The 17,440-nt window shown below is 72.8% G+C and carries 16 protein-coding genes and 1 pseudogene; 11 read left to right on the top strand and 6 right to left on the bottom strand.

The genetic code is table 11. The features are described 5' to 3' along the window. Window positions 1–12 precede the first annotated feature (12 nt). On the top strand, window positions 13–900 hold the full coding sequence (locus BM093_RS14505; RefSeq protein WP_093342988.1) for a LysR family transcriptional regulator: 888 nt from the start codon (window positions 13–15) through the stop codon (window positions 898–900). On the opposite strand, the gene BM093_RS14500 is transcribed toward BM093_RS14505, so the two are convergent. The 4 genes from BM093_RS14500 to BM093_RS14485 form a co-directional block, all read right to left on the bottom strand. After that, on the bottom strand, window positions 803–1,753 hold the full coding sequence (locus BM093_RS14500; protein WP_177238479.1) for a LysR family transcriptional regulator: 951 nt from the start codon (window positions 1,751–1,753) through the stop codon (window positions 803–805). The two genes, BM093_RS14505 and BM093_RS14500, sit on opposite strands and share 98 nt — an antisense overlap. Window positions 1,754–1,826: 73 nt before the next feature. Next, window positions 1,827–2,933 (bottom strand): zinc-binding dehydrogenase, encoded by a 1,107-nt coding sequence (locus BM093_RS14495; RefSeq protein ID WP_281248708.1) that lies wholly within the window; start codon window positions 2,931–2,933, stop codon window positions 1,827–1,829. A 68-nt stretch (window positions 2,934–3,001) separates the two neighbouring features. Continuing rightward, window positions 3,002–3,766 (bottom strand): alpha/beta hydrolase family protein, encoded by a 765-nt coding sequence (locus BM093_RS14490; RefSeq protein WP_143105383.1) that lies wholly within the window; start codon window positions 3,764–3,766, stop codon window positions 3,002–3,004. Further along, window positions 3,763–5,001, bottom strand: coding sequence for an NAD(P)/FAD-dependent oxidoreductase (locus BM093_RS14485; protein ID WP_093342981.1), 1,239 nt, complete (start codon window positions 4,999–5,001; stop codon window positions 3,763–3,765). The genes BM093_RS14490 and BM093_RS14485 overlap by 4 nt, the downstream gene beginning before the upstream one ends. Before the next feature lie 229 nt (window positions 5,002–5,230). On the opposite strand from BM093_RS14485, the gene BM093_RS14480 reads away from it, so the two are divergent. The 5 genes and pseudogenes from BM093_RS14480 to BM093_RS14465 all read left to right on the top strand — a co-directional run bounded on the left by BM093_RS14480 (window position 5,231) and on the right by BM093_RS14465 (window position 9,271). After that, on the top strand, window positions 5,231–6,229 hold the full coding sequence (locus BM093_RS14480; protein ID WP_177238478.1) for a fatty acid desaturase: 999 nt from the start codon (window positions 5,231–5,233) through the stop codon (window positions 6,227–6,229). Window positions 6,230–6,329: 100 nt separating this feature from the next. Further along, window positions 6,330–7,067: pseudogene (locus BM093_RS37275) on the top strand (FGGY family carbohydrate kinase); the annotation flags it as partial. Window positions 7,068–7,115: 48 nt separating this feature from the next. After that, a complete protein-coding gene (locus tag BM093_RS37270; protein ID WP_245773530.1) occupies window positions 7,116–7,919 on the top strand; it encodes a xylulokinase in 804 nt (267 codons plus the stop codon). Between the two features lie 31 nt (window positions 7,920–7,950). Then, the gene (locus BM093_RS14470; protein ID WP_093342976.1) at window positions 7,951–8,277 is read left to right on the top strand and encodes a non-heme iron oxygenase ferredoxin subunit; all 327 of its coding nucleotides are present in this window, start codon (window positions 7,951–7,953) and stop codon (window positions 8,275–8,277) included. A 34-nt stretch (window positions 8,278–8,311) separates the two neighbouring features. Continuing rightward, a complete protein-coding gene (locus BM093_RS14465; protein ID WP_177238477.1) occupies window positions 8,312–9,271 on the top strand; it encodes a LysR substrate-binding domain-containing protein in 960 nt (319 codons plus the stop codon). A 412-nt stretch (window positions 9,272–9,683) separates the two neighbouring features. Here the strand turns inward: BM093_RS14465 and BM093_RS14460 are convergent, their stop codons facing one another. Both BM093_RS14460 and BM093_RS14455 read right to left on the bottom strand, forming a co-directional pair. Beyond that, on the bottom strand, window positions 9,684–11,048 hold the full coding sequence (locus BM093_RS14460; protein WP_093342972.1) for an MFS transporter: 1,365 nt from the start codon (window positions 11,046–11,048) through the stop codon (window positions 9,684–9,686). Window positions 11,049–11,184: 136 nt separating this feature from the next. Then, the gene (locus tag BM093_RS14455; protein ID WP_093342969.1) at window positions 11,185–11,802 is read right to left on the bottom strand and encodes a TetR/AcrR family transcriptional regulator; all 618 of its coding nucleotides are present in this window, start codon (window positions 11,800–11,802) and stop codon (window positions 11,185–11,187) included. A gap of 180 nt (window positions 11,803–11,982) precedes the next feature. On the opposite strand from BM093_RS14455, the gene BM093_RS14450 reads away from it, so the two are divergent. The 5 genes from BM093_RS14450 to BM093_RS14430 are packed head-to-tail and all read left to right on the top strand — an operon-like array spanning window position 11,983 to window position 17,438. After that, on the top strand, window positions 11,983–12,903 hold the full coding sequence (locus BM093_RS14450) for a hotdog domain-containing protein (RefSeq protein WP_093342967.1): 921 nt from the start codon (window positions 11,983–11,985) through the stop codon (window positions 12,901–12,903). Then, window positions 12,900–13,721 (top strand): alpha/beta fold hydrolase, encoded by an 822-nt coding sequence (locus BM093_RS14445; RefSeq protein ID WP_093342964.1) that lies wholly within the window; start codon window positions 12,900–12,902, stop codon window positions 13,719–13,721. Before BM093_RS14450 ends, BM093_RS14445 begins: the two co-directional genes overlap by 4 nt. Beyond that, complete coding sequence (locus BM093_RS14440; protein ID WP_093342960.1) at window positions 13,718–15,427, top strand: AMP-binding protein; 1,710 nt, start codon at window positions 13,718–13,720, stop codon at window positions 15,425–15,427. The genes BM093_RS14445 and BM093_RS14440 overlap by 4 nt, the downstream gene beginning before the upstream one ends. A 5-nt stretch (window positions 15,428–15,432) precedes the next feature. Next, the gene (locus BM093_RS14435; RefSeq protein ID WP_093343174.1) at window positions 15,433–16,650 is read left to right on the top strand and encodes an acetyl-CoA C-acetyltransferase; all 1,218 of its coding nucleotides are present in this window, start codon (window positions 15,433–15,435) and stop codon (window positions 16,648–16,650) included. Beyond that, window positions 16,647–17,438 (top strand): NAD(P)H-dependent oxidoreductase, encoded by a 792-nt coding sequence (locus BM093_RS14430; protein WP_093342957.1) that lies wholly within the window; start codon window positions 16,647–16,649, stop codon window positions 17,436–17,438. Before BM093_RS14435 ends, BM093_RS14430 begins: the two co-directional genes overlap by 4 nt. The last annotated feature ends 2 nt before the right edge of the window (window positions 17,439–17,440 follow it).

Below are 17,440 nucleotides of genomic sequence, written 5' to 3'. Positions count from 1 at the left end.
GGTCGGCCACCGATGGAGCTGCACCAGGTCGAGTACTTCCTCGCGGTCGTCGACCACGACGGCATCAACGCCGCCGCGAGCGCGCTCGGCCTGGCCCGGCCCTCCGTCTCCCGGGCGATCCGGGTCCTGGAGCGCGACCTCGACGTCGAGCTGTTCCACCGGGTCGGGCGGGGCATGGTGCTGACCTCGGCCGGTCACGCGCTGGTGGGCCCGGCGCGCCGGATGCTGCGCACCGTGGTCTCGGCGCAGGGGGCGGTGGTGGACGCGGCCGGGAAGCCGCGCGGACGGCTCGACCTCGTCGCGTTCGCGAGCCTCGCCGCCGAGCCGGTGGCCCGCCTGGTCGGGGCCTTCCGCCGGGAGTACCCGGGGGTGTCCGTGCGCATCGGGGACCTGCGGGTGGAGGCGTCGGCGGCGTCGATGATCCGGGACGGGCACTGCGAGATCGTGTGCTGCCACCTGCCCGCACTGGACAGCGCGGACCTCGAGGTCCGCGAGCTCGGTGCGCAGGAGTGGTGCCTGGTCTTCCCGCCCGGCTCGGACGTCCCACCGGACGACCCGATGCCGCTGTCCGGGCTGCCGGACCTGCCGCAGGTGATCGTGCCGCGGGGCGGTTCGCAGGCCGGGGAGATCGAACGGTCGGTACGCCGGGCCGGTCGCGGGATCCGGCCCGCGGCGGTGCTGCAGAACCGGGAGGCCCGCCTGCCGTTCGTCCTGGCCGGGGTGGGCGCCACGTTCCTCGAACGGTCCCTGGCCGACGACGCGGTCGCCCGCGGGGCCGTCGTGCGCGACATCGAGCCGCGGATCAGCCGGTCGTACGGCCTGGTGTTCGACCCGGCGGCGTTGTCCCCGGCGGGGCAGGCGTTCGTGCGGTCGGCTCTGGCGACCGCCCGTCCCGGATGAGTTCGGCGGCACGCAGGAAGGCCGTCGCGGCGGGAGACAGCGGGCCGGGCCGGTGGACGACGCGGACGGTGTGCCGGATCGAGGGGACCGTGGAGCGCACCACCACGTCGCGGAGCTCGTCCTCCGCGATCCGCCGGGGCAGGAACGCCGCCCCGGCGCCGTGCACGACCAGCTGCCCGATGGCCGGCCGGTGCGCGCACTCGACGCCGACGTCGAGGAGGTCGCCGAGCTCGGCCTCGAGCACCGCGCGGCTGCGGGAGCCGGAGGGCTCCACGATCATCGGGATCCCGGCGAGCGCGGTCAGCGGGACCGGGTCGGGCAGGTCGGCCGCCAGCGCCGGCGGGAGCACGAGCACCGTCTCCTGCTCCCACAGCTCGTGCACGGGCAACGACCCGTCCGGCATGGGGCGGTCGATCAGCCCGAGCTCGGCCCGGCCGCGGCGCACCTCGCCGACCACGCCGTCGGTGGTGCCCGGGTCGAGCACGGTCAGCCGGATGCCCGGGTGGCCGGTCAGCAGCGCGCCGGCCAGGTCCGGGAGCGGGTCCACGGTCAGCGCGGCGACCGCGGCGATCTCGAGGCGCCCGGCGGCGAGGTCGCGGACCGAGCGGACGCGGTCACGGGCGTGCTCGGCGTCGGCGAGGATGCGCCGGGCCGGTCCGGTGAACGCCTCGCCGTCGGGGGTCAGGACGAGGCGGCGCCGGGACCGGTCGAACAGCGTGACGCCGAGCTGCCGTTCGAGGGTGCGGATGGCCTGGGACAGCGACGGCTGGGAGACGTAGAGGGCCTCGGCGGCCCGGGTCGTCCCGCCGTGGTCGACGACGGCGACGAAGTACTCGACCAGCCGCAGGTCCACTCGGTGGACCCTACCCGCGGTGCCGGCACGACGGTGCGTGACGGACGGCGGCGCCGGGCTCGGCGAGCGAACGTCATGATCCGAGTTCGAGGACCGTCCGGATGCCGACGCCGGCTGCCATCCGCGCGAACCCATCGTTGACGTCGGCGAGCCGACCCCGGTGGGTGATCTGGGAGTCGAGATCGAGGTCGCCGTCGAGATAGAGGTCGACGAACCGGCTGAGGCCGGTCCGGCCTCGAACTCCGCCGAAGTAGCTACCCTTGATCGTCTTGCCGTAGCGGACCCCGACCGGCGGGATCGGGAGCTCGGCGCCGGTCGGCTCCACTCCGAGCAGCACGCAGGTGCCCCATCCGGGTCGGGCGGCGTCGACGGCCTGACGCATCACGGGGACGATCCCGGTGCATTCGAACGACGCGTCCGCGCCGCCACCGGTCAGCTCCCGAATCGCTTCGACGACATCGTCGACCTCGCCGGCGTGTACGAAGTCGGTCATCCCGAACCGCTCGGCGAGTTTCCGCTTGGCCGGGACGGTGTCGACCCCGATGATGCGGGCCGCGCCCGCCAGGCGGGCGCCCTGCACCACGTTGGTCCCGATCCCGCCGAGTCCGAGGACGACGACGTCATCGCCGGCCTCCACGTCGGCGAGCGCTGCGCCCACCCCGGTGGTCACCCCGCACCCGAGCAGGCACACCGCGTCCAGCGGCGCGTCCGGCCGGATTCGGCTCAACGCGATCTCCGGCACCACGGTGTAGCGGGACAGGGTCGAGGTGCCCATGAAGTGGTGGACCGGTTGCCCGCCGAGCGAGAACCGGGTGGTGCCGTCCGGGAGCACACCGCGGTCCCGGGTGGCCTTGATCGACCAGCACAGGTTGGTGCGGCCGCTGCGACACATGCTGCAGGTGCCGCACTCGGGCCCGTAGAGGGGGATCACGTGGTCGCCAGGGCGGAGATCCACCTCGGGCCCGGTCTCGACCACCACGCCGGCGCCCTCGTGTCCGAGCACCGCTGGATACACACATGACGGGTTGTCACCGTCCAGCGCGGTGGTGTCGGTGTGGCACAGGCCCGTCGCAGCGATCTCCACCAGGGCCTCACCGGGGCCGGGCGGGTGAACGTCGATCGTCTCGATCGTCAGCGGTTCACCGGGGCGGTGCAGCACGGCCGCCTGCGTGGAGATCATTCGGTAACCGTGTCCGGAGGTGCGTGGGAAGTCGAATACATGTTGTCGAGCAGGGGTATCGACCCCGGCTATACGAGCCGGCCCAGTGCCTCGGAGGCGAGCGCGAAGTCCGGGCTGCCGGGCTCGATCGCGGCCGTGTGCGCACCGGATGCGTGAACGAGCTCGGCGTCGTCGCCTGCGGCTCGTGCCCGCTGCACCCAGGACCAGGACTGTGTGGAGGGGACGCGTTCGTCATGGTCGCTGTGCAGGCAGCGGGCCGGAACGCCGAGCGGAAGCCGCAGCGCCGGGTCGGCCTCGGCGAAGCGGGCCGGGACCTCCTCCGGCTCACCGCCCAAGAACCCGGCGACGGCCCCGTCCCCGACCCCGTCGCGGGCTGCGCTACGCAGGTCCAGCGCCGCGCCCGCGGTGACCAGCCCGGCAATCCGGACCGCGGGGGGCTGTCGGCCCGTGCGCGCGGCGACGGCCTGTCGCCCGGCGCACCACGCTGCGAGCTGGCCCCCGGCTGAATGCCCGAACAGCAGAACCGGGGCCTGATCGAGTCCGTGGTCGTGGGCGAGCTCGGGTAGGTGGTCGACCGCCGCGCCGACGTCGGACAGCGTGTCCACCCAGCTGCCCTGACCCGCCCGCCGGTACTCGACGTTCCACACCGCGAAACCGTGCCGGGTCAGTGCTGCTGCTGCGGCCGAGGTCATGTCGAGGGTGCGGTGAGCCCGCCAGAACCCCCCGTGCACGACGACGACCACGGCGCGTGGGGAACCCGAGCACCGGTGCAGGTCACCGACGTGGTGCGGGCCGGGACCGTAGGCGAGCCGGATGACCGGCGCGTGGGTCATCGGGTGCACCGCGCCGCACGGGCCAGCGCCTTGAGGGTGGTGGCCGGGTCGTCCAGGGAGCCGGGATCGACCCGGGTGCCGGAACGGATCAGATCGGTCGCCGGCCGGACGTCCCGGCCGCGGTTGACCGCGGTGATGCCGGTGACGAGCCCGTCGTCGTGGTACAGGACCGAGAAGCACAGATCGGCGACGTCGCCGCGCACACATCGCTGTGGGCCGCGCCCGGGGGCACCCGCCAGCTGGATGTTGAGATCGAACTGGTCGGACCAGAACCAGGGCACCGTCGGGGGCTCGGGTGGGAGCCCGAGCACGTCGCGGGCGACCCGGACGCCCAGTTGGGTCGCCGCCTTCCAGTGTTCGGTCCGTTGGCGCCCGTTGCCGGGGGCCGGGGTCGCGGCCACGTCGCCCGCCGCCCAGATCCCGGGGGCCGACGTGCGGCCCCGGTCGTCGACGTGGACGCCGTCCCCGACCGCCAGACCGGCGGTCGCTGCCAGCTCGTGGGACGGCGCCATCCCGAGTCCGACAACCACCAGGTCTGCGGCCAGGCGGCTGCCGTCGGCGAGTTCGACCCGTTCCACCCGACCGTTCCCGGCGAACCCGGTGACCGCGACCCCGGTGCGGAGTTCGACGCCACGTTCCCGGTGCACGCCCGCGAGCACGCCGGCGACCTCGGAGCCGAGCACCCGCCCCAGCGGCAGGTCCGCGGACTCGACCAGGACGGTCGGGCAGCCGCGGGTGGCGGCGGCCGCGGCCACCTCCGTCCCGATGAACCCGCCTCCGACGACGACCACCGGCCCACCGCGCTCCAACCCCGCCCGGATGGCGGCGGCGTCCTCGACCGTGCGCAGGGTGTGCACCCCGCCCAGGTCCGCACCCGGCAGGTTCACCGTTCGAGGGCGTCCGCCGGTGCACAGCACCACGGCGCTCGCCGGCACCCGGTCACCGTCGGCGAGATCGACGGCGCCTGCGGCCCGGTCGACGCGGACCGCGGTGCAGCCGAGCCGCAGGGCCACGTCGTACTCGTCGTAGAAGGCCTCGGGACGCAGTGCGAATGTCTCCGGCGCCGCGTCGTCCAACAGGGCTTCCTTCGACAGCGGGGGACGGTCGTAGGGCAGGTGGTCCTCGGCCGACAGGACGGTGATCCCACCGGTGTGCCCGGCCTCCCGTAGGTGCTCGGCGACGGCGATACCGGCCGGGCCGGCGCCGATCACCACAGTATCGGTGGATTCGTGCATCGGATTCCTCTCGTGAGCGGATCGCACAGATTCAACAGGAATGCAGAATGCCGGTTCGGAGGGTTGTCGTCAAAACTCGGTAAGGGGTCTGTGTCGCCCGGAGCAGGAGGTATAGAGGTTTTGAATGGGCTTCTTGCGGTTTTTCGATTCGACCGCGACCGGTCGGTGACTGCAGAATCGGCGTACATCTTCGGACCTACCGCTACAGAAAGAGTCGACGATGGCGCCGATGCTCACACCCGACGACGTGGATCCCTGGGCGCAGCCCCCGAAGCCGCCGCTCCCGCGTAAGGAGCTGAAGGCGTTCCAGAAGCGCCGGGACGCGCCGGCATTGCGCTATGTGCTGGGGCATCTCGCCCTCGCCGGCGTGACCGGTGCGTTGATCGCAGTCTCCTGGGCGAGCTGGTGGATGCTCCCGGCGATGTTCGTGCACGGGATCGTGCTCGTCTTCCTGTTCGCCCCACTGCACGAGTGCACCCACGGCACAGCGTTTCGGACACGGTGGATGAACTCCGCCTTCGCACAGTTCTGCGGCCTGGTGCTGATGCGCCCGGCGCTGTACTTCCGGTACCGGCACGCCGCGCACCACAGCTACACGCAGGACCCGGCTCGTGACCCGGACCAGGTCCCGATGCCCGACGGCCTCGGCGGTTACCTCGGCGAGGTCTTCGGCATGGAGTTCTGGCCGAAGATGATCGGCACCCTGTACCGCGGCGTCACCGGTCGCTTCAACGAGCGGGAGAAGACGTTCCTGCCCGAGTCCGAGCGCGGCCGGATCATCGGCGAGGCCCGACTGATGGTGGGCTTCTACGTGCTGCTCGCCGTCGCCTCGGTGGCGCTGTCGTTCTGGCCGCTGCTCCTGGCGTACTGGATCGTCCCGCGGGTCATCGCCGAGCCGACCCTGCGCCTGGTCCGGATGGCCGAGCACACCGGAATGGAGGAGAATGCCGACTGGCTCGCCAACACGCGTACGACGCTGTCCAACCCGCTGGTCAGGTTCCTGTACTGGCAGATGCCCTACCACGCCGAGCACCACTTGGCGCCGTCCGTGCCCTTCCACAACCTGAAGGCCCTGCACCATGCGCTGCCCGGGCGACCCGAGGAGCGCCAGTACGTGGTGAGCAAGGGCTACGTCCGGGCTCACCGCGACATCGTGTCCAATCTGGGGAACGGGGCTGGCTCGACCGTTCCGACCACCACCGCACTCACGGCGGCCGGCAGGGGCTGAACCCCGCTTGCCACCCCGCCGGCCGGGGCCGACCGGTCCCGGAGCGCGGCAGCGGTGCCCGACCGCTGCCGCGCGCCGTCCCCGATGCAAAGGAGCATCCGTGCCCGGACAGCTGACGCTCGGTGTCGATATCGGCACCACCAATGTCAAGGCCTGCGTCCTCGACACCACCACGGCGACCGTCGTCGCCTCGGCTGCGGCCGAGCATCCCCTGCACCATCCGCATCCCGGCTGGGCCGAACAGCTCGCCGACGAGTACTGGGATGCCGTCTCGGCGTGCATCCGTGGCTGCGTCGCCGAGCTCGGCGGCAGCGGCCGGGAGATCGCCGCGGTTTCGGTCTCCGGCCTGGTCGGCGTGACCCTCGGCGTCGACGTCGACGGACGTCCTGTCCGGCCCGGGATGATCTAGATGGACTCCCGCTCGCACGCCGAGTGCGAGGAGATCCGCGAGCGGGTCGGCGAGGCCCGGATCAACGCCGTCAACGGCAACCGAGTCGCTTCTTGGTTCGTCGAACCCAAGCTGCTGTGGATGCGCACCCACGAGCCGGACGCCTACCAGCGGATCCACAAGCTGCTTTCCCCGACCGGCTACTGCAACCTGCGTCTGACCGGCGAGTTCACCATCAACCCCGGCGACGCAGGCCTCTTCTACCCCTACGAGCACAAGATCGGTGAGTGGAACCACGCACTCACCGCGGACCTGGGGCTCGAGCCGTCGATCTACCCGGACATCAAGGCCTCCCAGCAGATCATCGGCACGGTGACCGAGCAAGCGGCCACCGCCACCGGGCTGGCCCCGGGGACCGCGGTGGTCGCGGGCGGCACCGACATCAGCGCTGCCGCGCTCGGCTGCGGGGTCGCCGAGGCCGGCCGCGCCTACTACTCGATGGGGACCGGATCGAACCTGGGCATCGTCGTCCCCCGGGAGCAGGAGATCCCGGAGTACCGGATCCTCAAGTGGCCGCACGTGCTCGACGGGCTGACCCTCTACGACGCGCCGATGGCGTTCACCGGGGCGTCCCTGAAGTGGTTTCGGGACAAGTTCGCCGACCCCGAGGTCGTCATGGCCGAGCGTATGGGGCGCAACGTCTTCGACCTCGTCACCGAACAGGCCCGCAACGTCGGGGCCGGCGCCGACGGCCTGCTCTACCTGCCCTACCTGGGCAACTCGTTGGCACCCCGCTGGGACCTCAACGCGTGCGGGGTGTTCTTCGGCGTGCAGCCGTTCAGCAGCCGGGCACACTTCATCCGTGCGCTCATCGAGGGCGTCGCCTTCGATGTGCACTCCAACGTGCGGATCGCGGAGGAAGCCGGCGTGGAGTTCGACGAGATCGTGCTCAACGGCGGGCCGACGAAGAGCACGTTCTGGAACCAGATCACCGCTGACGTGACCGGTCGTCGCCTGCTCGTCCCTGATGTCGACGAGGCCGCCCCGCTGGGTGACGCCGTCGTCGCGGCGACCGGGGCCGGGTTTTACCGCGACATGCGCGAGCCGCTGGCGGAACTCGCCCCCATCCGGTCGGTCGTGGAACCGGACCCCGAGCGGCATGCCATGTACGGCGAGTTCTTCGAGCTCTGGCACTCCGTCTACGCCGACCTGGCCGACTGCATGACTCGCCACAAACAACTGGTGACGAAGTACAGCCATCCGGCGCCGAGCGAACTCCTGGGCGCCGGCGGCCACCGCTGACCGACCACATGCGACGAGAAGAGGCAGCACCATGAGTACGACCGACGGCTGGAAGGCTGTCACGCCCGCCGACGAGGTCGAGGAGGACGACGTCGTGTGCGTCACCGCGTGCGGGCGGCGCCTGGCCGTGTTCCATCTGGAGGACGGGGAGTACGTCGTCACCGACGACCGGTGTACCCACGGGGAGGCGTCACTGGCCGACGGCTACCTCGACGGTGACACCATCGAGTGCCCGCGCCACCAGGGCGTGTTCCACGTGCCGACCGGCAAGGCGATGAGCCCGCCGGTCGTGGACGCGCTGCCGGTGTACCCGACGCGGATCGAGGACGGGCAGGTCTGGGTGCAGCTCCCGGACTGAGACAGGGCCGGGGGAGTACGACATGGTCGGCAGGATGCCCACCGGGGGGACCGACGAGCACGGCGACGGGGGACGGCGTGAGACCCCCGGCGGCCTGCCCTACGTCAGCTTCAACCAGCTGCGCTCGTTCCATGCAGTGGCCGTGGCCGGCAGCGTCACCGCAGCGGCGGCGCTGCTGCACGTCAGCCAGCCGACCGTCACCACACAGCTGCGCCAGCTCGAGGCTCACTACGGCATCGAGCTGGTGCGCCGTACCCCGCGCGGGATGGTGTTGTCGCCGCTCGGCGAGCAGCTGTTCGGACTGACGGAACAGGTGTTCGACCTACAGAGCCGGATCGTGGACCTGCTCGGCAGCTCGGCGACCGCCGTACGCGGCGAGCTCCGCGTCGGCGGCGTCGCGCCGCACTACGTCATGCCTGCGCTGGCAGCCTTCACCCGTGCCCACCCGGCCGTCCGGGTCAGCCTGCAGCTCGCGAACTCGGCCGCTGTCGTCGAGGGGCTGGTCGAGCAGTCCCTCGACGTTGGTGTCGTCGGCCAGACCGTCCTGGACTCACGACTTGCTGCCGTGCCGTCCAGCACACAGCAAGTGGTCATCGTCTGCCGCGACGATCATCGCTGGGCAGGCCGGGAGGGGATCGAGTTGGCCGAGCTCGACGGCGAACCGCTCGTGATGCGCGAGCCCGGGTCGACGAGCCGCCTGGTCCTCGAGCAGGCCCTCACCCGGCGCGGAGTCGTCCCGTACGTCTCGCTCGAGGTCAACCGGGAGGGGGTCCGAGAGGCGGTCGTTGCCGGCTTCGGTGTCGGAATCAGCACCGAGGTGGAGTACGTGGCCGAACCCCGGACCCGGAGACTCCCCATCATGGACGCCGACATCTCCACCGAGGCGTTCGCCGTATGCCTGCGCGGCCGCCGACACGGGCCCGCGGTCCGTGCGTTCATGGCAACGGCCGAGCGGCTCTTCGACGAGAATCGCCCTGTGCGAAGCCCGCACTGACGCGCACATCGTGAGACCACCGAGCCGGAGCACGTCGATCAGAGACGAACAGCGGGGCCGCTGACCGGGCTGCGCCGCACAGGTTGTGTGCCCGCCGCACGACTCCGGTCCTGTGCGGCGCCCGCGCAACGTGTGCGGCGGGCGGCGGCTCGGCCGTTCCGGCAGGCCCCGGCCGCGGCGGCCGCCCGGTCGGGAACTCCGGTGTCGGAGACCTGGTGCGGAATCGCGGTGCCGCGATCTCGGTCGGGGCCGGGGCCGCGTGCCGTGGTCGCCGAAGCGCCGCGGGGAGTGCCGGGTGCCCGTGCCGCACAGGTTCGGTGCGCGTCGCACAAGGCCGGACCTGTGCGGCGCCCGCGCAACCTGTGCGGCAGCGCGCAACGTGTGCGGCGCGGGCGCCGGTGCCGGGCGGTGGTCAGGCGCCGGGCGAGGGTTGCTGTGCGCGGGCGGCGGCCAGCTCGGAGGCGGAGGTCTCGTAGAGGTCGCGGCGGAACCGCTCGTTGATCGTCACCACCGAGACGAACGTGAGGACCGCGCCGCCGACGATGTAGAGCGACACCGACCACGAGCCACCGGTCGCGGCGAGCAGCGCGGTCATGATGAACGGCGCGAGCCCGCCCGCCAGCACCGAGGCGACCTGGTAGCCGAGCGAGGCACCGGAGAAGCGCACGTCGGCCGGGAACATCTCGGCGTACAGCGCGGCCTGCGGGCCGTACATCGTGGCGTGGATGGTGAACGCGATCAGCAGGCCGAGGAACACCAGCGGGACCGAGCCGGTGTCGATCAGCCAGAACAGCGGGAACGCGAACAGTCCCATCAGGACGGTGCCGGTCAGGTAGAGCTTCTTGCGCGAGCCCATCCGGTCGGTGAGCGCGCCGAAGAACGGCATGGTGACGACCTGGGTCAGCCCGGCGATCATGACGCACCACAGGATCGAGGTGCGGGACATGCCGACGTTGCTCGTCGCGTAGCTCAGGATGCCGCTGATCAGGATGTAGAACGTGGCGTTGACGACGAAGAACGCGCCGGCGGCCTGGACGATCTCCTTGCCGTTGCGCCGGACCGCCTCGACCAGCGGGGCCTTGCGCAGACCGGCCTCCTGCTGGGACTCGGCCGACTCCTGCTGCATCTGCTTGAAGACCGGGGTGTCCTCGATCTTCATCTGCACGTACGCGCCGATCAGCACGAGGAACAGCCCCGACAGGAACGGGATCCGCCAGCCCCATGAGCCGAACTGTGCGTCGGTGAGCGTCGCGGACAGGATCAGGAAGAACATGTTGCCGGCGACCGCGCCGACGATCGCCCCGGTCTGGACCAGGCTGCCGTAGAACCCGCGCCGCTCGACGGGTGCGTGCTCGGTGAGCAGCAGTGCCGCACCACCCCACTGCGCCCCGACGCCCAGGCCCTGCACGAGCCGGGCGACGACCAGCAGGACCGGCGCCCACACGCCGATCGCGTCGTAGCTCGGCAGCACGCCGATCGCGAACGTCGATCCGCCCATGAGCAGCATCGATGCCACCAGTGGTGGCTTGCGTCCGAAGCGGTCGCCGACGTGTCCGGCGATCACGCCACCGAGCGGGCGGGCCACGAACCCGACGGCGAGCGTCGCGAACGACGCCAGGGTCCCGGCGACCGGGCTGACCGACGGGAAGAACAGCTCGTTGAACACCAGCGCTGCCGCGGTGGCGTAGACGAGGAAGTCGAACCACTCGAGCGCGGTGGCGAACACCGCGGCGGTGGCGAGCTTGCCCATCCTCGCGGGCGGTGCGTGCTGGGTCATGGATCCACCTCCGGGCCGCTGCAGTGCGGCCGAGCCGTGACGGGGACGATCGGTTGCGTGGAAGCACGAACGATCGTTCAGCAAGGTACCCACGGCGTTCCCCCGCGGCAAGGGGCCGGCGTCGATCAGGGGGATGTCACTGGGGGAGCGGGCCCTCCAGCAGGGCCAGTGCGAACCGGGCGTACTGCTCGGCGAGCTGGCCGCGGCTCAGCGGCCCGTCGGCGCGGTACCAGCCGGCGATCGCGCCGACCGCGCTGAGGATCGCCCGCGCCGCGTCGTCGGTGTAGGGGGTGCGGAAGCTGCCCTCGGTCGCGCCCTGGGTGATGATCCGCTCGAAGGTCGCCTCGGTCGCGTCCCGGTCGACGACCAGCGACGTGCGGTCGTCCGGGTCCAGGTAGCGCACCTCGTTGGTGGACACCAGCATCGCGACCTGGTGGTCGACCACGAATCCCACGTAGGCCCGGACCGCCTCGCGCAGCCGCGAGGGCGCGTCGTCGCCGGCCTGCTCGACGCCGGTGTGCACGCGCAGGAGCAGCTCGTCGTTGGCGTGGCGCATGGCCGCGGCCAGCAGCTTCGACTTCGACGGGAAGTAGTTGTAGAGGTTCGACAGGCTGGTTCCGGCGCCCCGTGCGACGTCGCGCATGGAGGCGCCGTTGAAGCCCTTCGTGCCGAACGCATGGATGGCGGCGTTGAGGATCGCCGCCTCGTTCCGGCGACCGGTGTCGGCGACGAGGGCCGCAGAACGGGTGTTCATGTCGCGAAGCGTAACCCATCGCGGACCGCGCGCGGTCGTCTTTGACGGTCGGGTGTCGAGCTGTCTAGCGTGCGAAGTAAGAACGTTCGTTCATGTCGTGCTCGCCGATCGCGGTGGGCCGGCAGCGACGAGAGCGTCGGGGGAGCAGCCACGCGCGCCCACGACCCGAGAGGACGGTCCATGACGGACAGCATCACCGCCGACGCGCCCGTGGCCACGGCGTCACCGCCCGGCCCCGCCCCCTACTTCGAGGACTTCGAGGTCGGCCAGGTCTTCAGCGGGCCGGCGCGGACCTTCTCCGCGGAGGTCGTCGCGGCGTTCGCCGAGCTCAGCGGCGACCGGGCCGCGCTGCACACCGAGCACGGCCGGACCGCCGACGGGCGCCCGCTCGTGCACGGCGCGCTCGGCCTCGCCGGGTTCTTCGGGTGGCACCACGAGCAGGGGCTCTCCGACCACGTCGAAGCCGCACTGGACACGCACTGGGACTACCTCGCCCCGATCCACGTCGGCGACTCCGTCACCTACGAGATGACCGTCGTCCGGACCCGGCGCACCTCCTCGCTGCGCAACGGCGTCGTCGGCCGGCACGTCGTCGTGCGCAACCAGGACGGCGTCGTCGTCCAGCAGGGACGCACCTCCGCGCTGGTCACCGCCCGGTCCGCTGTCGACGACAGCGAGCTCCGGGCGGGTCGCGCGTTCGGCACGCCGGCCTGGGCGTCGGCCCTCGCCGGCCGGCTCGGGAACTCCGCGGCGTTCACCCGCGCCACCGGCACCTGGGACGGCGCGATCGGCCTGCGGTTCGGCGACGACGTCGTGCAGTTCCGCGTGTACCGCGGGCGGGTACTGGAGAGCGGGCGGCGCACCCCGCACGGGCCGACGTTCGTCGTGGGGGCCTCCGACCTCACCTGGGCCCGGCTGCTGACCGGCCCGGCCAACGACTTCACCGTCCGGACCATGCGCGACGAGTTCCACACCGACGGCGACGCCTACGAGTACCTCCGGCTGACCGCAGCGCTCGTCGCCCTGATCGACGAAGCGCGAGCCCTGGTCGACGAAGCGCGGGCGCTGGCCGGGACCGAGCACGAGGACGGTGACCGATGAGGGCCGAGTACATCGAGGTGGGCGGGACGCGATCGTTCGTCCTGGAGGACGGCGACGGGCCGCCCGTGCTGTGCCTGCACACCGCGGGCCAGAACGGCGTCCAGTGGCGGGACGCCCAGTCCGAGCTGGCCGCGCTGGGCTACCGCGTGGTGGTCCCGGACCTGCCGGGGCACGGCCGCTCCGAGCCGGCCGCCGGCGGCCCCGTCCGCGACCTCGGGGTCTACGCGGCCTGGTGCGAGGAGCTGATCGACCGGCTCGGGATGGAGCGTCCGTACGTGGCCGGGTGCTCGATCGGCGGGGCGATCACCCTGCAGCTCGCGGTCCGCTGCGGGGACCGGCTCGCCGGGGCGGTCGCGATGGCCGCGCACGGCGGCACGGACTCGCCCGGGCTGAGCGTGCGCGGGCTGGAACGGGAGCTGGTCGACGCCTCGGCGCCGAGCCGGACCGACCGAACCTACTTCGGCACCCTTGCCGTGGTGGGGAGCCGGGTCCCGGCGGAGCGGGCCGAGCTGATCGCCCGGATGCACCGGCGCGAGGACCCCGAGATCTCCACCAGCGACCTGATCGGCTGGACGACCCACGACGTCCGCGACCGGCTCGACACGGTCGCCTGCCCCACCCATCTGGTGGTCGGCGCCGACGACCTCTGGCTGGACCCGGCCGAGGTGCGGCGCACCGCCGACCGGATCCCGGGCGCGCGCTACACGCTGCTCGAGGGCATCGGGCACTACCCGATGGAGGAGCTCGAGGGCTTCGCCGGGACCCTCGACGGGTGGCTGCGCGAGCTCGCCGGGCAGCGGGACGCGGTGACCCGGTGACAGCCGGCCCGACCCCGAACCCGAACCCCGGTCCGACCCCGAATCCCGGTCCCACCCCGAACGTCGGTCCGACCCTGACCGGGGTGCTGGCCGACACGGTGCGGGCCGCGCCCGGCACGGTGGCGCTGATCGACGGTGGCCCGCAGCCGCGCCGGGTCACCCGCGCCGAGCTGTGGCGGCGCACCGTCGCGCTCCGCGACGACCTGCGTGCGCACGGCGTGGGCGCGGGCGACTGTGTCGGCGTGTGGCTGCCGAACTGGTCCGACGCCGTCGTCGCGCAGTTCGCGGCCGCCGCGCTCGGCGCGCACGTCATCGGCATCAACACCCGCTACGGCGTCGCCGAGGTGGCCCACGTCCTCGGGCACGCGCGGCCGGTCGTCGTGCTGGTCGCGCACGGGTTCCTCCACCTCGACCTGCGCGCCACGCTGCACGCCGCGGTGGCCGAGGCCGGGGTCGCCGCGCCGTCGGTCGCGGTGCTCACCGGGCCGGGCGAGGACCCCGCCACCGCGGACGAGGCCGCCGGCTACGACCTCGGCGCCGGCACCTGGGCCCCGGCCCCGGCGCCGGATGCGGAGCCCGACCTCGCCGCGCTGCACGGTGCCCCCGATGGGCTCGCCGTCGCGTTCACGACGTCCGGGTCGACCGGCATGCCCAAGCTCGCCGCCCACCGCGACGGCGCCGTCGCCGAGCACCTGGGCCACGTCGCCGCGGCCGGGGGCTGGGACCCGAGCTCGGTCAGCCTGGTCGCGCTGCCGCTGTCCGGGGTGTTCGGGTTCGTCCCCGCGTTCACGGCGGTCGCCGCCGGCGGGGCGGCCCTGCTCGAGCCCGTGTTCGACACCGGACTCGTGGTGGCGCACATGGCCGAGTTCGGGGTCACCCACCTCGCCTGCGCCGACGACGTCGCCGGGCGGCTGATGACGCAGTGGCGCGAATGCCCGGCCGACCTCGGCACGTGGCGCCGGATGCTCATCGGCGACTTCTACGGCACCTCGATGCAGGTCGCGGCCTGGACCGAGGACGAGCTGGGCGTCCCCACGCTGGGGATCTACGGCTCGAGCGAGACGTTCGCGCTCGCCGCGTTCTGGCGCACCGACGATCCGGCCCCGGAGCGCAGGCGGGGTGGCGGGCGACCGGTCTCGGACCGGATCGAGGTCCGCGCGGTCGACCCGGCCACCGGCGGGCCCCCGACCGGCGACGAGCCTGGCGAGCTGCAGTTCCGCGGCTACAACGTGGTCGACGCCTACCTCGGCGACGACGACGGGGCGATCCGTGCCCGCTCGTTCACCGATGACGGCTGGTTCCGGTCCGGTGATCTCGGGTTCGTCCGCCCGGACGGCGGGTTCGAGTACCGCGGCCGGATGGGCGAGTCGCTGCGGCTGCGCGGGTTCCTCGTCGAACCCGCGGAGATCGAGGTGCGGCTGGCCGAGCACCCGGCGGTGGCCCGCTGCAAGGTCGTCGGTGTGACGGTGGACGGCGACACCCGGGCGGTCGCGTTCGTCGAGGCCGCCCCCGGGACCGCACCCGACCCGGGCGAGCTGCGCGCGTGGTGCGCGGCGACCCTGGCCCGGTTCAAGGTGCCCGAGTCCGTGCAGGTGATCGAGGAGATGCCGACCACGGTCGGCACCAACGGGTCGAAGATCCGCGCCGCCGCGCTGCGCGAGCTGGCCGAAGAGCTGATCCGGCGTCCCCAGGAGGTCCAGCCGTGAACGCACTGTCCGATGTGGTGATCTGCGACCCGGTGCGCACCCCGGTCGGCGTCGACGGGGGCGTGTTCGCCGGCCTGACCGCCGCCGACCTCGCGACCCAGGCGCTGCGCGGCCTGCGGGAGCGGACCGGCCTCGGCGAGGGCGACGTCGACGACGTCGTGCTCGGCTACTGCTACCCGACCAGCGAGGCCCCGGCGATCGGCCGGGTCGCCGCGCTGAACGCCGGGCTCGGCGTCGGCGTCGGCGGGATGCAGCTCGACCGGCGGTGCGGTTCCGGGCTGCAGGCCGTCCTGCAGGCGGCGCTGACCGTCGGGCAGGGCTGGGCCGACGTCGTCGTCGCCGGCGGGGTGGAGGCCATGAGCCAGGCCGAGTACTACGCCCTCGGCCTCAAGGACGGGGTCCGGGCGGACGAGCTGAGGCTGGTCAACCGGATCGCCCGCGGCCGCACCACGGCCGGCGGCACCGACTTCCCGGTGCCGGGCGGCATGCTGGAGACCGCGGAGAACCTGCGCGCCGAGTACCGGATCAGCCGCGAGGAGCAGGACGAGTTCGCGCTCGCCTCCCAGGAGAAGGCCGTTGCCGCGGCGAAGGACGGCCGGTTCACCGACGAGATCGTCCCGGTCACCGTGCCCGGCACCCGGCGCACCCCGGAGACCGTGGTGACCCTCGACGAGCACCCCCGCCCCGGGCTCACCCTGGCCGACCTGGCCCGGCTCAAGCCGGTGCGCCGCCGGGAGGACCCGGACGCGACCGTCACCGCGGGCAACGCCTGCGGGCAGAGCGACGGCGCCGCGGCCTGCGTGGTCACCACGGCGGCCCGCGCCGCCGAGCTGGGCCTGACCCCGTACCTGCGGATCGTGTCCTCGGCCGTGGCCGGGGTGCCGCCGCGGACGATGGGCATCGGCCCGGTGCCGGCGGTGGCGAAGGCACTCGACCGGGCCGGCCTGAGCCTCGCCGACATCGACCTGCTCGAGATCAACGAGGCGTTCGCCGCCCAGGTGATCGCCTGCCTGCGGGAGTGGCGGTTCACCCCGGCCGACCACGAGCGGCTCAACGTCAACGGGTCGGGCATCTCGCTCGGCCACCCCGCGGGCGCCACCGGCGGGCGGATCCTCGCCACGCTCGCGCACGAGATGCGCCGCCGCGGCAGCCGCTACGGGATCGAGACGATGTGCATGGGCGGTGGCCAGGGCCTCGCCGCGATCGTGGAGCGGGTCGGATGAACGTCCTGTGGGTCTTCGCGCACCCCGAGCCGCGCTCGCTCAGCGGTGCGCTGCGCGACGACGCGACCCGGGCCCTCGAGCGGGAGGAACACGCGGTCACCCACTCCGACCTGTACGCGATGGGGTGGAACCCGGTCGTCACCGCGGCCGACTACGGGCACGACCCGCAGGAGCGGTTCCGCGTCGGGCCGGTGTCGGCGTCGGCGCTGGAACGGGGCACGCTCAGCGCGGACGTGCTCGCCGAGCAGGACAAGCTCAAGGCGGCCGACGCGCTGGTCGTGCAGTTCCCGCTCTGGTGGTACTCGGTGCCGGCGATCCTCAAGGGCTGGTTCGACCGGGTGTTCCTCAAGGACTTCGCCTACGGCATCGAGGACCCCGCGCACCCGGGACGCACCCTGCGCTACGGCGACGGCAACCTGGCCGGGCGCCGCGCGCTGGTCGTGACCACCGCCGGTGGCCGGGCGCCCGCGCTCGGGCCGCGCGGGATCAACGGCGACGTCTCGGAGCTGCTGTTCCCCCTGCTGCACGGCACGCTGTTCTACGTCGGCATGGAGGTGCTGCCCCCGGTCGTCGTCCCCGGCGCCAACCGCGTCACCGACGACGAGTTCCGGGCCACCTCGGCGATGCTGCGTGAGCGGGTGCTGTCGATCCCGACCGCGGAGCCGCTGGCCTACCGCACCCAGAACGACGGCGGGTACGACGACGACCTCGTCCTGGACGACCGCCACGCCCCCGGCCGGGCCGGGCTGGGCGTGCACCTGCAGCAGGACCCCACCGACCCGAGCTGAGG

The sequence above is a fragment of the Pseudonocardia ammonioxydans genome (genome assembly GCF_900115005.1).
Lineage (GTDB): Bacteria > Actinomycetota > Actinomycetes > Mycobacteriales > Pseudonocardiaceae > Pseudonocardia > Pseudonocardia ammonioxydans.
This window is presented reverse-complemented; position numbering and strand designations above follow the sequence as displayed.

What these genes read in the sequence shown, in the direction of transcription:
- BM093_RS14505 (WP_093342988.1), top strand. Translation starts at nt 13, where the DNA reads ATGGAGCTGCACCAGGTCGAGTACTTCCTCGCGGTCGTCGACCACGAC.
- BM093_RS14495 (WP_281248708.1), bottom strand. Translation starts at nt 2,933, where the DNA reads ATGATCTCCACGCAGGCGGCCGTGCTGCACCGCCCCGGTGAACCGCTG.
- BM093_RS14490 (WP_143105383.1), bottom strand. Translation starts at nt 3,766, where the DNA reads ATGACCCACGCGCCGGTCATCCGGCTCGCCTACGGTCCCGGCCCGCAC.
- BM093_RS14485 (WP_093342981.1), bottom strand. Translation starts at nt 5,001, where the DNA reads ATGCACGAATCCACCGATACTGTGGTGATCGGCGCCGGCCCGGCCGGT.
- BM093_RS14480 (WP_177238478.1), top strand. Translation starts at nt 5,231, where the DNA reads ATGCTCACACCCGACGACGTGGATCCCTGGGCGCAGCCCCCGAAGCCG.
- BM093_RS37270 (WP_245773530.1), top strand. Translation starts at nt 7,116, where the DNA reads ATGGGGACCGGATCGAACCTGGGCATCGTCGTCCCCCGGGAGCAGGAG.
- BM093_RS14470 (WP_093342976.1), top strand. Translation starts at nt 7,951, where the DNA reads ATGAGTACGACCGACGGCTGGAAGGCTGTCACGCCCGCCGACGAGGTC.
- BM093_RS14465 (WP_177238477.1), top strand. Translation starts at nt 8,312, where the DNA reads ATGCCCACCGGGGGGACCGACGAGCACGGCGACGGGGGACGGCGTGAG.
- BM093_RS14460 (WP_093342972.1), bottom strand. Translation starts at nt 11,048, where the DNA reads ATGACCCAGCACGCACCGCCCGCGAGGATGGGCAAGCTCGCCACCGCC.
- BM093_RS14455 (WP_093342969.1), bottom strand. Translation starts at nt 11,802, where the DNA reads ATGAACACCCGTTCTGCGGCCCTCGTCGCCGACACCGGTCGCCGGAAC.
- BM093_RS14450 (WP_093342967.1), top strand. Translation starts at nt 11,983, where the DNA reads ATGACGGACAGCATCACCGCCGACGCGCCCGTGGCCACGGCGTCACCG.
- BM093_RS14445 (WP_093342964.1), top strand. Translation starts at nt 12,900, where the DNA reads ATGAGGGCCGAGTACATCGAGGTGGGCGGGACGCGATCGTTCGTCCTG.
- BM093_RS14430 (WP_093342957.1), top strand. Translation starts at nt 16,647, where the DNA reads ATGAACGTCCTGTGGGTCTTCGCGCACCCCGAGCCGCGCTCGCTCAGC.